General features: G+C 58.7%; 16 protein-coding genes. 6 read left to right on the forward strand and 10 right to left on the reverse strand.

The window, feature by feature from the left end:
• Positions 1–37: 37 nt before the first annotated feature.
• Positions 38–316 (forward strand): 30S ribosomal protein S20, encoded by a 279-nt coding sequence (gene rpsT, locus KGB29_RS13015; protein WP_007970922.1) that lies wholly within the window; start codon positions 38–40, stop codon positions 314–316.
• Between the two features lie 184 nt (positions 317–500).
• On the opposite strand, the gene KGB29_RS13020 is transcribed toward rpsT, so the two are convergent.
• The 5 genes from KGB29_RS13020 to rplU all read right to left on the reverse strand — a co-directional run bounded on the left by KGB29_RS13020 (position 501) and on the right by rplU (position 4,260).
• Positions 501–965 carry a CreA family protein gene (locus tag KGB29_RS13020; protein ID WP_008022496.1) on the reverse strand — a complete coding sequence of 155 codons (465 nt, stop codon included), beginning with the start codon at positions 963–965 and terminating at the stop codon, positions 501–503.
• 12 nt (positions 966–977) lie between these two features.
• On the reverse strand, positions 978–2,096 hold the full coding sequence (proB, locus tag KGB29_RS13025) for a glutamate 5-kinase (protein WP_057713234.1): 1,119 nt from the start codon (positions 2,094–2,096) through the stop codon (positions 978–980).
• A gap of 137 nt (positions 2,097–2,233) precedes the next feature.
• The gene (cgtA, locus tag KGB29_RS13030; RefSeq protein ID WP_008052064.1) at positions 2,234–3,457 is read right to left on the reverse strand and encodes an Obg family GTPase CgtA; all 1,224 of its coding nucleotides are present in this window, start codon (positions 3,455–3,457) and stop codon (positions 2,234–2,236) included.
• A gap of 195 nt (positions 3,458–3,652) precedes the next feature.
• On the reverse strand, positions 3,653–3,910 hold the full coding sequence (gene rpmA, locus KGB29_RS13035; RefSeq protein ID WP_003281574.1) for a 50S ribosomal protein L27: 258 nt from the start codon (positions 3,908–3,910) through the stop codon (positions 3,653–3,655).
• A 35-nt stretch (positions 3,911–3,945) separates the two neighbouring features.
• Positions 3,946–4,260: a 50S ribosomal protein L21 gene (rplU, locus tag KGB29_RS13040; RefSeq protein ID WP_003176051.1), complete on the reverse strand. Its 315-nt coding sequence runs from the start codon at positions 4,258–4,260 to the stop codon at positions 3,946–3,948.
• 239 nt (positions 4,261–4,499) lie between these two features.
• On the opposite strand from rplU, the gene KGB29_RS13045 reads away from it, so the two are divergent.
• The 3 genes from KGB29_RS13045 to KGB29_RS13055 all read left to right on the forward strand — a co-directional run bounded on the left by KGB29_RS13045 (position 4,500) and on the right by KGB29_RS13055 (position 6,472).
• On the forward strand, positions 4,500–5,468 hold the full coding sequence (locus tag KGB29_RS13045; protein WP_150813491.1) for a polyprenyl synthetase family protein: 969 nt from the start codon (positions 4,500–4,502) through the stop codon (positions 5,466–5,468).
• A 202-nt stretch (positions 5,469–5,670) separates the two neighbouring features.
• Positions 5,671–6,012 (forward strand): zinc ribbon domain-containing protein YjdM, encoded by a 342-nt coding sequence (locus tag KGB29_RS13050; protein ID WP_008154270.1) that lies wholly within the window; start codon positions 5,671–5,673, stop codon positions 6,010–6,012.
• A 202-nt stretch (positions 6,013–6,214) separates the two neighbouring features.
• Positions 6,215–6,472, forward strand: a complete 258-nt coding sequence (locus tag KGB29_RS13055; RefSeq protein ID WP_008052059.1) for a hypothetical protein — start codon at positions 6,215–6,217, stop codon at positions 6,470–6,472.
• Positions 6,473–6,610: 138 nt separating this feature from the next.
• Here KGB29_RS13055 and KGB29_RS13060 read toward each other — a convergent pair whose 3' ends face one another.
• The 3 genes from KGB29_RS13060 to KGB29_RS13070 all read right to left on the reverse strand — a co-directional run bounded on the left by KGB29_RS13060 (position 6,611) and on the right by KGB29_RS13070 (position 8,348).
• The gene (locus tag KGB29_RS13060; RefSeq protein ID WP_008022510.1) at positions 6,611–7,228 is read right to left on the reverse strand and encodes an FKBP-type peptidyl-prolyl cis-trans isomerase; all 618 of its coding nucleotides are present in this window, start codon (positions 7,226–7,228) and stop codon (positions 6,611–6,613) included.
• 121 nt (positions 7,229–7,349) lie between these two features.
• On the reverse strand, positions 7,350–7,640 hold the full coding sequence (locus KGB29_RS13065) for a DUF6482 family protein (RefSeq protein WP_150813492.1): 291 nt from the start codon (positions 7,638–7,640) through the stop codon (positions 7,350–7,352).
• 219 nt (positions 7,641–7,859) lie between these two features.
• Positions 7,860–8,348, reverse strand: coding sequence for a TIGR00645 family protein (locus KGB29_RS13070; protein ID WP_007970904.1), 489 nt, complete (start codon positions 8,346–8,348; stop codon positions 7,860–7,862).
• Positions 8,349–8,519: 171 nt separating this feature from the next.
• Here KGB29_RS13070 and KGB29_RS13075 point away from each other — a divergent pair, with 171 nt between their 5' ends.
• Positions 8,520–10,349 carry a hypothetical protein gene (locus KGB29_RS13075; protein WP_150813493.1) on the forward strand — a complete coding sequence of 610 codons (1,830 nt, stop codon included), beginning with the start codon at positions 8,520–8,522 and terminating at the stop codon, positions 10,347–10,349.
• A gap of 6 nt (positions 10,350–10,355) precedes the next feature.
• On the opposite strand, the gene KGB29_RS13080 is transcribed toward KGB29_RS13075, so the two are convergent.
• Both KGB29_RS13080 and KGB29_RS13085 read right to left on the reverse strand, forming a co-directional pair.
• Positions 10,356–10,697, reverse strand: a complete 342-nt coding sequence (locus tag KGB29_RS13080; protein WP_008052055.1) for a hypothetical protein — start codon at positions 10,695–10,697, stop codon at positions 10,356–10,358.
• Between the two features lie 301 nt (positions 10,698–10,998).
• Positions 10,999–13,437 (reverse strand): Lon protease family protein, encoded by a 2,439-nt coding sequence (locus KGB29_RS13085; RefSeq protein ID WP_057713231.1) that lies wholly within the window; start codon positions 13,435–13,437, stop codon positions 10,999–11,001.
• Between the two features lie 420 nt (positions 13,438–13,857).
• Between KGB29_RS13085 and KGB29_RS13090 the strand changes: the two genes are divergently transcribed.
• Entirely contained in the window at positions 13,858–14,346 is a 489-nt protein-coding gene (locus tag KGB29_RS13090; protein WP_007970900.1) for a DUF3015 domain-containing protein, read from the forward strand.
• The last annotated feature ends 190 nt before the right edge of the window (positions 14,347–14,536 follow it).

The following is a 14,536-nucleotide window of genomic DNA, read 5'->3' on the forward strand; positions in this document are numbered from 1 at the left end:
TTGCTATTTCCTAAAAAGTCTTTCGAGGAGCTCGACGGTGGCCAACTCACCTTCCGCCAAAAAACGTGCAAAACAGGCTGAGAAGCGTCGCAGCCACAACGCCAGCCTGCGTTCCATGGTTCGTACCTACATCAAGAATGTAGTTAAGGCCATCGACGCAAAAGACGCTGCCAAAGCTCAAGCTGCTTACGTTCTGGCTGTGCCAGTTATCGACCGTATGGCCGATAAAGGCATCATCCACAAGAACAAGGCCGCTCGTCATAAGAGCCGCCTGAATGGCCACGTGAAGGCCCTGAACGTTGCCGCTGCTGCCTAAGCGACTCGTTCATTAAAAAACCGACCTCAGGGTCGGTTTTTTATTGCCTGCGATTTGATGAACGCGACACAAAAAAATGTGGGAGCGGGCTTGCTCGCGAAGAGGGAGTGTCAGTAGACGCACATGTCATCTGATACACCGCATTCGCGAGCAAGCCCGCTCCCACATTTCGTTTTGCGCAAGATTACTGAGCGTGTGCCCAAGGCAAAATCGGAATCGCCGTCACCGCATTCTGCGGACTGCCCTCGATCAGGCGATCGCTGTACACCAGGTACACCAGCGTATTGCGCTTTTTGTCGAGGAAGCGCACCACCTGCATGGTCTTGAACACCAGAGACGTGCGCTCCTTGAACACCTCGTCACCATCCTTGAGCTCACCCTTGAAGCTGATCGGTCCGACCTGCCGGCAAGCGATAGACGCTTCGGCACGATCCTCGGCCAAACCAAGACCACCCTTCACCCCGCCGGTCTTGGCGCGCGACAGATAGCAGGTCACGCCGTCGACCTTGGGATCATCAAAGGCCTCGACCACGATCCGGTCATTCGGCCCGACGAACTTGAACACCGTCGACACCTGACCGATCTCTTCGGCCGACGCCAGCAGCGGCATCGCCAACAGCAATCCCAACAATCCTTTTGCCACGCGCATTCAGGTATTCCTTCAGACCAGGATCAGGTTATCGCGGTGAACCAGCTCCGGTTCCGCCATGTAACCCAACAGACCGACAATCGCCTCAGACGACTGACCGATGATTTTTTGCGCCTCCAGCGCACTGTAGTTGGCCAGGCCACGGGCAATCTCGCGACCGTCCGGCGCCACGCAAACCACCATCTCGCCGCGACGGAAGCTGCCCTGCACCAATTTGACCCCAACCGGCAGCAAGCTCTTGTTGCCCTGAGACAATGCAGTCACCGCACCCGCATCCAGCACCAGGGTGCCACGGGTTTGCAGATGACCGGCCAGCCACTGCTTGCGCGCCGCCAACATGCCGCGCTCCGGCGACAGCAGGGTGCCGATGCGCTCGCCCGCCTTGAGGCGATCCAGCACACGCTCAAGCCGCCCGCCAACGATGATGGTGTGAGCACCGGAACGGGCCGCCAGACGCGCAGCACGCAATTTGGTCTGCATACCACCACGCCCCAGCGCACCACCGGTGCCACCCGCCACCGCGTCGAGCGCCGGATCATCGGCGCGCGCTTCGTAAATCAGCTGGGCATCCGGATTGTTGCGCGGATCAGCATCGAACATGCCGTCGCGATCCGTCAGGATCACCAGCAAGTCCGCCTCGACCAGGTTCGCCACCAGCGCCGCCAGGGTGTCATTGTCGCCAAAACGGATTTCGTCGGTGACCACGGTGTCATTCTCGTTGATCACCGGGATAACCTTCAGCTCGACCAGCGCACGCAAGGTGCTGCGGGCGTTCAGGTAGCGCTTGCGGTCGGACAAGTCGTCGTGAGTCAGGAGAATCTGCGCGGTATGCCGGCCATGCTTGGCGAAGCTCGACTCCCAGGCCTGCACCAACCCCATCTGGCCGATTGCGGCGGCAGCCTGAAGTTCGTGCATCGCACTGGGTCGCGAGGTCCAGCCCAAACGGCTCATGCCGGCCGCCACCGCCCCGGAGGACACCAGCACCAGCTCGACGCCCGCCTCATGCAAGGCCACCATCTGCTCAACCCAGACACCCATTGCCGCGCGATCCAGGCCTTTGCCGTCCGCCGTCAGCAAAGCGCTGCCGATCTTCACGACCCAACGCTGCGCACCTGTCACCTTGCTCCGCATCATCTTCAACCTTAGCTTGAGGGCAGCGCGACCTAGCACTGCCCGTGACGTTATTCGTGGTTACTCGTGGCCAACAATCGATTTCCAGATACCAAAACGCCGCTCGATTGAGCGGCGCTTAAGTTTATCGCAACGAATCAGTCACGCACGTAAATGATTTCCGGACCGTCTTCGTCATCCACATCTTCTTCATCCCAGTCATCGTCGCCGATGTCGTGGACCGACTTCACGCCGCTGCGACGCAGGGCACGCTTGTCATCCAGCGCCTGCAGTTGCGCGCGAGCTTCGTCTTCGATGCGCTGATCGAGATCAGCCAGCTCTTCCTTGTAGGCCGGGTCATTGGCCAGGCGATCGGCACGATCTTCCATGTAACGCATGATGTCGTGGCACAGACGCTCGGTACCGAGCTTGGAGATGGCCGAGATCACGTAGACCGGACCAGTCCATTCCAGGCGATCAACGATTTCCTTGACGCGAGCATCATGCTCTTCATCAAGGATCTGGTCGCACTTGTTCAGGACCAACCAGCGATCACGCTCCGCCAGGGACGGGCTGAACTTGATCAGCTCGTTGACGATCACTTCAGCGGCATCCGGTGCGCTGGCATCATCCAGCGGCGCCATGTCCACGAGGTGCAGCAGCAGACGCGTACGCGCCAAGTGCTTGAGGAAGCGAATGCCCAGACCAGCACCTTCGGAAGCGCCTTCGATCAAACCCGGAATATCGGCAATGACGAAGCTCTTCCAGCGATCGACGCTGACCACACCCAGGTTCGGCACCAGCGTGGTGAACGGGTAGTCGGCAACTTTCGGCTTGGCAGCCGAAACCGAACGGATAAAGGTACTTTTACCGGCGTTCGGCAAACCCAGCAGACCTACGTCAGCCAGTACTTTCATTTCCAGCTTCAGGTCGCGCTGCTCGCCCGGCTTGCCCGGAGTGGTCTGGCGCGGCGCACGGTTGGTACTGGATTTGAAACGGGTATTGCCCAGACCATGCCAGCCGCCCTGCACCACCATCAATTTCTGACCGGCCTTGGTCAGGTCGCCGATGACTTCCTGAGTCGCGGAGTCGATCACCGTGGTGCCGACCGGAACACGCAGGATCAGGTCTTCACCCTTCTTGCCGGTGCAGTCGGTGCTGCCGCCGTTGGAGCCACGCTCGGCATCGAAGTGCCGGGTGTAACGGTAGTCCACCAGGGTGTTGAGGTTTTCGTCGGCCATCATGTAGATGGAACCGCCGTCACCGCCATCACCGCCGTTCGGGCCACCGTTCTCGATAAATTTTTCCCGACGGAAACTCATGGCGCCATTGCCGCCATCACCAGCCTTTACGCGAATCGATACTTCATCAACAAACTTCATAACAAACGCCTCTCGCCATACGGACGAGCCGAAAAACAATCAAGACATAAGACTCTTGCAAAAATGAGCGCAGCGACCCTGAACCACGATACCTACATCGTACGCCGACAGCCCATACAAACAGCTTTGCAAGAGACTCACCCCACAAACGAAAAAGCCCCGTCGCGAGACAGGGCTTTTCCAGCGATCGCGCAATTAAGCTGCGACTACGCTCACGTAACGACGACCGAAGGCGCCTTTTACTTCGAACTTGATCACGCCTTCGACTTTAGCGAAGAGGGTGTGATCTTTACCCATGCCAACGCCGTAGCCAGCGTGGAATTGGGTGCCGCGCTGACGCACGATGATGTTGCCTGCTTTGATAGCCTGGCCGCCATACATCTTCACGCCAAGGCGTTTGGCTTCTGAGTCGCGACCGTTACGGGTACTACCACCAGCTTTTTTGTGTGCCATGAGTTCAATTCTCCTAGTGAGGAATTAGGCTGTAATTAAGCCTGAATACCGGTGATTTTGATCTCGGTGTACCACTGGCGGTGGCCCATACGCTTCATGTGGTGCTTACGGCGACGGAACTTGATGATGCGGACTTTATCGTGACGACCTTGGGAGATCACTTCAGCCACAACGGTAGCGCCAGCAACAACTGGAGCGCCGATATTCACGTCGTCACCGTTGGCAACCAACAGAACGCGATCAAAGGTAACGGATTCGCCGGTAGCGATTTCCAGTTTTTCGATCTTCAGGTATTCACCTGGGGCGACTTTGTACTGCTTGCCGCCAGTAACGATTACTGCATAAGACATGGTATTTCTCCGATAATCCTGCTCACCCAGCTCTTTATAAGAAGAGGTATTGGCTGGCATGGCTGCATGGGGCTGGAGGCCCGCTTGCAATTGCGTAAGGCAGGTGCTGCCCAGGAAGTTCAGGGTGCGCGATTGTACGCAAGCCACGCTAGCCTTGCAAGAGGCCGTCCATCGCGCCTTGACACCTGCAAGCGTGGGTCCTAGCATGCCGCGCAACCCTTCTGGAGCGACTGTCGCTGATGCAACCCCAAGCTTTCTACCGCGCGGTGGCGGACGATTTTAGCGCCGTCGACGGCATCATCAAGAAGCAGCTGACTTCCCGAGTGCCGCTGGTATCGAAAATCGGCGATTACATTACCTCGGCCGGCGGCAAACGCCTGCGTCCTTTACTGGTGTTGCTGTGTGGCAAGGCCCTGGGCCGCGAAGGCGATGACCTGCGTCTGCTGGCCGCGACCATCGAGTTCCTGCACACCGCCACCCTGCTGCATGACGATGTGGTCGACATGTCCGGCATGCGCCGTGGCCGCTCGACCGCCAACGCCATGTGGGGCAACGCGCCAAGCGTACTGGTCGGTGACTTCCTGTATTCGCGCTCATTCGAAATGATGGTCGAACTTGGCTCGATGCCGGTGATGAAGATCCTTTCGCAAGCCACGCGCATCATCGCCGAAGGCGAAGTATTGCAGCTGTCGAAGGTGCGGGACGTCAGCACCACCGAAGAAACCTACATGGAAGTCATCCGCGGCAAGACCGCGATGCTCTTCGAAGCCTCGACCCACAGCGCCGCCGCCCTGTGCCAGGCCGCGCCGGAACAGGCCGAAGCCCTGCGTACATTCGGTGATCACTTGGGCGTGGCCTTCCAACTGGTCGACGACCTGCTCGACTACAAAGGCGACGCCGAAACCCTGGGCAAGAACGTCGGTGACGATCTGGCCGAAGGCAAGCCGACCCTGCCACTGATCTACACCATGCGCGAAGGTACGCCGGAACAGGCCGCCCTGGTGCGCAAGGCGATCCAGAAAGGCGGAATCGAAGACCTGGAAAGCATCCGCGAAGCCGTGGAAGCCTCGGGCTCGCTGGAGTACACCGCGCAACTGGCACGCGACTATGTGGCACGCGCAATCCAGTGTCTCGAAGCGCTGCCTGCCAGCGAGTACCGCGATGCACTGGTTGAACTGAGCGAGTTCGCGGTCGCGCGTACGCACTGACAACACTGCAAGCCCCCTGTGGGAGCGAGCTTGCTCGCGATTAGGCACTTACATTCAACATCGTTGTTGACTGAAAGGACGCCATCGCGAGCAAGCTCGCTCCCACAGGTTTGTTCCCCACAGGTTTCCCGCGCTGCACCCCTCCCCGCTAAAACCCTATACAATGTACGCTTTTTAGCGATCCTGAATCCAAGGAGCCTTAGTGAGCACGTTGCCACCCTGCCCAAAATGCAATTCCGAATACACCTATGAAGACGGCGCCCAGCTGATCTGCCCCGAGTGCGCCCACGAATGGTCCGCCAGCGGTGAAGCCGAAGCAGTGTCCGATGACACAGTGAAAAAGGATTCGGTCGGCAACGTCCTGCAAGACGGCGACACCATCACCGTGATCAAGGACCTCAAGGTCAAGGGTACGTCTTTGGTGGTCAAGGTCGGCACCAAGGTCAAGAACATCCGCCTGTGCGATGGCGATCACGACATCGACTGCAAGATCGACGGCATCGGCCCGATGAAACTCAAGTCCGAGTTCGTCAGAAAAGTCTGAGCCTGCTGTTATCCATCCCGCGCCTGCCGCGGGATGGCGCCCCCCTCCCCTGCTTCGCCCAGTAATTCCTCGCAATAGCCAAACGCCAGTCCTTTTGACCTGACGCAATCTTTACCCGGAAAAAAGCGTAAACCGCCAATAGGCCCTTGCTATTTGATGAATAAGAATTATTCTCATCAAACCTTCAATGGAGATGAGAACCATGACTTATCTGATCGATGCCTGGCTGGACCGCCCACACCCTTACCTCAGGATCCTGCATCGGGAAACCGGGGAAGTCTGTGCAGTGCTTGAAGAAGAAGCCTTGAGCGAACTGCAGGACCAAGGTGATCTTGACCTCAATGGCCTGAGTTCCAGTGAGCCGGTGGTGCTCAAGGAACTGGTGCGTAATCTGTTTCTGTTCTGCTATGCCCGGGCGTTGCGCCCGCACAGTGAACTGCACCACAAGATCGAAATATGAAAATCACCGCAAGACTCTGTAGGAGCGAGCTTGCTCGCGAAAAACTCAAAGACACCGCGTTCATTCAGAATGGCCGCGTAATCGTTGACGCCCACCGCGAGCAAGCTCGCTCCTACAGGTACAGGTAATCAGCGGGTCTTACAGAACGTCGAGCAGTTCGACGTCGAATACCAGTACGCTGTGCGGCGGAATGCTGCCAACGCCTTGAGCGCCGTATGCCAGCTCGCTCGGCACGTACAGGCGCCATTTGCTACCGGCGTTCATCAGTTGCAGGGCTTCGGTCCAGCCGGCGATCACGCCGCCAACCGGGAATTCCGCAGGCTGGCCGCGCTCGTAGGAGCTGTCGAACACTGTGCCGTCGATCAGGGTGCCGTGGTAATGAGTACGCACGGAGTCTTCACGGGATGGCTTGGCGCCTTCGCCAGCGGTCAGGACTTCGAACTGCAGGCCGGAAGCCAGAGTGGTGATGCCTTCACGCTTGGCGTTTTCAGCCAGGAAGGCCAGGCCTTCGCCAGCAGCCGCTTCAGCCTTGGCTGCAGCTTCGGCCTGCATGATTTCGCGGATGACTTTGAAGCTGGCGGACATTTCTTCCTGACCCACACGGCTTGGTTTGCCGGCGAATGCGTCGGTCAGACCTGCCAGGATCGCGTCCAGGCTTACGCCCGGTGGCGGGTTGTCGCGCAGTTGGTCGCCCAGCTGACGGCCAATACCGTAGCTGACGCGGGTTTCGTCGGTGGACAGATTTACTTCGGACATGACACTGCTCCGCTGTGCGGACGGCTCGGGAACTTGCCATGCGTGCACAGCGCGTCCCGGAGCGCCCGGAACCAAAAGGGCCAGCAGACTAGCACATATGTCATGTCATTGATGAGGGGCCTCAGGCGATCGGCACCTTCAGGCTTTCCTCCACATCGGCAACCAGCCCGCACATCTCGTCATGCACGACCGTGTGCACAAGGTTGAAGTGCAACTTGGGAAAGGAGCGCAGCACATCACGGGCATGCTCCACCGAACGCAGGCTCATCATGTGTCCGTGGGTATCGCTCAATGGATACGCCGCGCCATGCATCCGCGCCTCCAACAGGTAGATGCCCCCCTCCATCGAGATCAGGTTCAGCTCATCGACCTTCCCGGCGACGGCATACGCATTCAACTCATTCAGGGTCATGAGCGCACCTCAGCAGTGGCGAACCAACATACTTACAGGGATAGGCCTCGGCGCATCAAAGCACAAGCCACAAGCGACGCCGCCCGTCTGTTTCATCACGCCCCTCTGTAGGAGCGAGCTCGCTCGCGATGCTTGCCAACGATGACGCGGGAAACCTGACACCCCGCGGCGATCTTGAGTCCATCGCGAGCGGGCTCGCTCCTACAGCAGATGGGTAAATCAGTGCTTGGTGACTTTATCCAGGTAACCCATGGCGAAGGCCGAGACCACGAAGGTCATGTGGATGATCACGTACCACTGCAAATGCTCGGGATCGACGTTCTTGGCGTCCATGAAGATGCGCAGCAGGTGAATGGACGAGATCGCCACGATCGATGCGGCCACCTTCATCTTCAGCGACGAAGAGTCCATGGTGCCCAGCCAGTTGAGCTTTTCCTTGCTGTCGTCGATGTCCAGTTGCGAGACGAAGTTTTCGTAGCCGGAAATCATCACCATCACCAGCAAACCGCCCACCAGGGCCATGTCGATCAGCGACAGCAGTACCAGGATCAAGTCCGATTCGGCCATCGAAAACACGTTCGGGATGACGTGGAAGACTTCCTGGAAGAATTTCAGTGCCAGCGCCAGCAGTCCGAGGGACAGGCCGAAATAGATCGGCGCCAGCAGCCAGCGCGAGGCGTACATTGCATTTTCGATAAAGCGTTCCATTGAATCTCACACGTTGGACTGGAAATGGCGGCGAGTATACCAGCCACCCGTCCATACCCAGAAGCAGCCAGAAACCGTCGAAAAATCCGTCACCTGCGCCTGTGTATCAAAGTTTTTCTGCTAGTGTCCAAATCATTGGCTGCTCAGTGATGTCGGACAGGAAGACTGGAAATGGATGTGCAATTGCCTTTGACGAGTGCCGGAATTTGCCTGGCGCTGCTGCTGAGCGGCTGCTCACCCAGCGAAGAAAAACGCCAGGTCAGCCTCGAAGAAAAAACCGCGCAGTTCGAAAAGTCGCTGGACGCCATTCAGGATCCGAAGCTCAAGGATGCCGTGTCGGAACTGGGCGGCTCACTGCTGCTGCTCGAACGCGCGCAACTCAAGCTCGACAGCAAGCCGGTGGAAACCGAATACGGCGAAGACGCCCTCGCCATGCTCAAGCACTACCCGAGCCCGCAGGCCCTGGTCGACACCTACATCAACGGGTTGTTCGTGCTGCAAAAGGACTCCAGTTCCGACTATCTGATCGATCTGCAGCCAGTGTTTCCCTTCACGTTCAGCGTTCCTGCCGCGTTTTTGTTTCCCCATGGCCTGGAATGGCAGTCGGTCACGCTAAGCAACAAACGAGTGATTCCCTTCCAGCCGGAATGGTCGGAAACCGACCCCGGCATTCAGCTCAGCCCATCGAGCTCCAACCTGACCAACCCCGATGACCTGACCGTGGCCTACCCCTTCATCGAAGGCCTCGACATTGACAGAAAGCAGCAACCGCAACCGGTGAGCCTGCAAGGCAACGTCGAAGTCATCGCGCCACGGCGCCTCTACAGCTTCGACCTGACGAAAAAGGACGTAGGCCAGACCCGCACCAATGACAACCTGAGCGTCACCCTCCTCACATTGACGAACAACTACGCGGAAATCGAATACAACAACAGCACGCCGCTGGCCCCCGAAGTCAGTGAAGCACCGCTCAACCCGCTGATCGTCCAGGCCAGGGACAGCACCGGGCAATTCATCGCGCGCGCCGGTTCAATCAACGAAACCTCGGTACAAATTGCCTTCTATCAGCAGCAACTGGCCAAGATGCAGCAGCAAAAGAGCTGGAGCGAGTCCCTGGAAAAACAGCTCGATGAAGAACAACGCAACTTTGAGAAACAGCAGGCTCGACATTATTCGAAGGTGTACTTCAACGGGACGATCGAAACTCTCGAAGTCAGCATGCTGGATTTTTCCGCCGTCACGGTCACCCGAAAGGACCTCGACCTACCGATCCGGCGCTTCGATGCCTATACCACGGACAAGTCCATCCAGCCCTTGAACCTGTCCGTGGTGGTCTATGACGACCAGGCGGCGGGCTGGCTGAAAGGGGCAACGCTGAGTGAGGATCAGCTGAAAAAGAACGTCAGCATCAGTCAGTCGGTCGACGACCCCAGCGCTGCGCGAATCGAATTCACTCACCTGCGTACCTTCAACGATGAGCTGCTCGGCACATCGTTCAACCCCGGTGAAAGTCCGGTGAGCTTCTTTACCGAAGACACTCGTGGCAATCGCGACGAGCCGATCGAACTGCCGTCAGAGGCGTACCAGATCGATCCCCTGCGCGGCACCATCACTTACGATCTGAATCTGTTTCCACAAACCCCGGCCTATGCGGTGGGCTCGATGCCGTTGTTCCTGGCCACGGTCGACAAGCAAACCGTCGAAGCCCGTCAACTGCCCAAGGGCCTCGCGCTCAAAGACAATGCACTGGTGGTGGACCTGAAGGTATTTCCCGCCCAGGACTGGCGCTTTTTCGCCAAGGACGACAGCGGTAGTTACTTGAAGGAGATTCTATCGGTCAGTCATGGCGCGAGCGCACAGGGGCCGGCGCAGTTTGCCGTGCATTACTTCTACGGACAGCCTACGCGCCTGGAAACCTATCAGCGCACTGATCTCACCACCGTGCAATATGGTTTCGAAGTCAAACTCGACAAGGCCGACATGACGCGCCTTGATCAATAGTGCCACTCAGTGCTCGGGGTGAAACTCGAAGCCGCCCATGTTCCGGCAGCGACCACCGTTGATTTCCCGCAGTTGGGCTTGCAGGTGCAGGCACCAGATTTGTGGATCGTCGGCCAACTCGTAGCCGTGCAGGGTCAGGCTTTCAACGATGGTGTCGAGGATTGATTCAGCGACGAACGGACCGTGGAACGGGCCTTGGGCCTTGATGGCCGAAGGTTGTTCACCGGCCATTCCGGCGGCGAACAGCAGAGTCCACATGCCCGTATCTCCCGCCAATGGACGGATGGCACATTCGATACGGGTCACAAGGCCCAGGCATTGACGGGTGAGGCAGAGGTTGCGCGACATGGCGGCGACCCTCGGTAGATCCGGTGTTCAGCCCCCATGGGAAGGCTGTTTCGATCCTGTGATTACGTCGATATCCTTGAGCAGAGAATAGAAGAAAAGTCTGGCTTGCAGGCCGAGGCAAGACCGAAAGGCGCCGAATGGTCATAGTGTGAATATTGACGTCAGTTCGACGACGCTTTCCAGGGTTCACACAAACAAATGTGGGAGCGGGCTTGCTCGCAAAAGCGTCAAAACATTCAACATTTATGTTGGCTGATTCACCGCATTCGCGAGCAAGCCCGCTCCCACATGGGTTACTGCATCAGGCCGGCTTGGTTTCCGCCAAAGCCTCTTGCGCCAACTCCTTCTCGGCTTCCTTGAGATCATCTTCGCTGATCATTTCCGCGATAACCCTCAGGCGCTCCACGACCCGCGCGTTCACGCTGCCTTCAGGGAACTCGCCATTCTCGTCCGGTTCGCCGGCCGGCTCGCCGACCAGCAGACTCAATGCTTCATCGGCCTGACGGACCGCGTAGACATGGAACTGACCCGCACGCACCGCCGCCAGTACCTTCTCATCGAGCATCAGGGTGGCGACGTTGGCGTGAGGAATGATTGCCCCCTGCTCGCCGGTCAACCCGCGGGCTTCGCACAAACGGAAGAAGCCCTCGATCTTCTCGTTGACTCCGCCGACCGCCTGCACTTCGCCGAACTGGTTGATCGAACCGGTGATGGCAAAGCACTGCTTGAGCGGGGTTTTCGACAAGGCCGAAATGAGGGTGCAGGCCTCGCCCAGGGAAGCACTGTCGCCATCGACATAACCGTAGGATTGCTCCAGGGCGATGCTCGCGGAAATCGCCAGCGGAAACTCCTGAGCGTAACGGCTGCCCAGATAACCGGTAAGGATCATCACGCCTTTGGAGTGAATCGGCTGACCGAGGTTGACCTCGCGCTCGATGTCGACGATACCGCTGCCGCCCGGATACACCGTGGCGGAGATCCGCGCCGGTATACCAAAGGCCGAGTCGCCGACTTCCAGCACCGTCAAGCCATTGCACTTGCCGACCGCCGCGCCCGCGGTGTCGATCAGGATGATCCCGGCCAGCATGTCATCGAGAATCCGCGCTGACACACGACCGGTGCGGGTAGCCTTGGCCTTGAGCGCGCGTTCGATGTGCCCGGAGTCGGTCCTTTCATCGCCGGCCAGATGGCGGATGAAGTCCGCCTCGCTGACCAGTTGGAACAAGTCGCCGATTCGCGCCGACAGGCGCCCCTGGTGCTCCGCAAGACGTGCGCTGTAAGTCGCCAGGCGTGCCACCGCATCGGCGGTCAGCGGTGCCATGCCTTCTTCGGAAGTACGGGTCTTGAGCAACTGGGCGAACTGCTCCAGGCTCTCGTCGACCATCGGGATGTCTTCGTCGAAATCCACCAGGACGCGGAACATCTCCTGGAAGTCCGGATCGAGGTCTTGCAGCGTGTAATACAGCTGACGGGCACCGATGATGACGACTTTGACCTGCAACGGAATGTGTTGCGGAGTCAGGGTCACGGTGGCCAGGCGGCCCAGTTCACCCAGCGGTGATTCCATTTTCAGTTTGCGTGATTGCAGGGCGCGTTTCAGTGCATCCCACACGAACGGCTCGCTGAGCATTTTGTCCGCTTCAAGGATCAGGAAACCGCCATTGGCTCGGTGCAAGGCACCCGGCCGCAGTTGGCGGTAGGTGGTGTAAAGCGCACCCTGATCGGTGCTGTATTCGATCCGGCCAAAAAGGTTTTCGTAGGTCGGGTGCGGCTCGAACACCACCGGCGCACCGCCGCTGGCCGAGTGACCGACCACCAGGCTCGGCGCGTATTGTTCTTCCAGCAACTTGCGGGCGACAGCGTCGGTCTTGCTATCGTCTACCAGCTGCTCGACCACGGACTTGAGCAAGTACACCTGCATCGCCTGCAGATAACCGCATACCGCCGCGTTCTCGGCGTACTTCTCCGACAATGGCGACAACAATGGCTGCAAGGCCAGGGTAATGGTTTCTTCGTTCAGATGACGCAGCTGGTTGCTCGACTCGCGTTTCCATTGCGGCAGGCTGGCGAGCTCTTCGTTCAGGCGCTCCTCCAGTGCCGAAATATCCTCGTGAAAGCGCTCGCGCTCGGCTTCCGGCAACTGGGCGAACTCAGCTTCGTCCAACGCCTTGCCGTCGCTCATCGGGGTGAAGGCGATGTTGCTGGCGTCGCGGTACAGCGCAACTTCCTTTTCCAGCGCCAGACGCTCGATGACGTCCAGGGCCTTGTCGTAGCGCTGGTTGAAGGCGCGGTCGATACTGCTTTTCTTCTGCTGGTAGGACGGATGCTCGAATACTGCCGGAAATGTCGCCAGCAGGTTGTCGATCAAACCGTTGATATCACCAATGAAGTTACCGGCAGTGCCCGACGGCAACTCCAGGGCACGTGGTTCGCGCGGTTCATCGAAGTTGTTGACGTAGACCCAGTCCGCCGGGGTCTGCAGGCGCTTGCCTTCGGCCTTGAGGTAGCGTTTGACGAACGAGAACCGGCCAGTACCGGGCTCGCCCATGACGAATACGTTGTAACCGGGGCGTGGCATGGCCACACCGAACTGCAAGGCTTCGACCGCACGTTCCTGGCCAAGCACACCGCGAAAGGGCTCCAGATCATTGGTGGTAGAGAAGCTGAACTGTTCAGCGGAAAACGGACGGGTCAGCGCTTCGGGCGCTAGACGCAAGCTGGCAGCAACAGGATCAGGCATCGGGCTTCCTTAACAATCAGGCGGGGCAGATGGCAGCATTCTGGCGCCGCCCATGCCCGACTGGCAAGGAGCGCCGCAGGCCTGATCACCGTCAACCGGCCAACCCCAGGCGGGCCGGGCTTGCGCCGCCGTTTTCCATGAATGTTTTGCAAAAAATCACGGAACCCTGTGATCGTGCCTAAACTCCAAACTGCGCGGCTGGACTAATGACCGGCCCACTGGCACCGGAAGGGTCTGCAGGAAAACTCGCCGAGCGGCGATCAGGCAAGGCGAAAGCAGGCGAGGACGCGGAGTGTAGGGGCCTACATGAGCATTCCGAGCCTGCTTTCAACGCAGCATGATCGTCGCGCAGGCAGTTTGCATGCAGAGCCGGGGCCAGACTCCCTTGTCTATTGGTACGCACACAAAGAGAACAAAGCTATGAAACGGATTCTTCTTGGTACTCTCTTCACCGCTGTATCCATCAATGCCATGGCGCAAGCGCCTGGCGGTCCGGATTGCGGTTGGGGCAACATGCTGTTCGAAGGCCAGCGTGGTACTCCAGCTCACTTCCTGGCATCCACCACCAACGGCACCTCCGGCAACGCAACCTTCGGCATGACCTCCGGCACCAACGGTTGCGCAACCAATGCGTCGCTGACCTATGGCGGCAAATCCTGGTTTGCCATGAATGGCATGATGAACGAGCTGTCCGAAGACATGGCCAAGGGTCAGGGCGAAGCGCTGACCACCTATGCCGTGGTACTGGGCGTGGCGCCGGAAGACCGTGCGCACTTCGCTGCCGTCACTCACGAGCACTTCCAGCAGATCTTCAGCAAGGCTGACGTGACCGCAGAAGACGTGCATACCAATACCCTGGCCGTGCTCAAAGCCGACCCTCGTCTGGCCAAGTACGCGACTCAGGCTTAAGCTCGACCCGCCCCGCTTCTTTCGGGAAGCGGGTTTTGTTTTTTGGACCTGCCCCTCTTTGGGTAATGTCGCTGACTGTAGGAGCTGGCTTGCCAGCGATGGTCGTTAACGATCACGCGTGTTTACTGGATAAACACAGCGCCTTTGAAACCATCGCTGGCAAGCCAGCGCCTACAGGCAAACGGCATCC

The organism is Pseudomonas sp. BF-B-30 (assembly GCF_019956305.1).
Classification (GTDB): Bacteria; Pseudomonadota; Gammaproteobacteria; order Pseudomonadales; family Pseudomonadaceae; genus Aquipseudomonas; species Aquipseudomonas jessenii.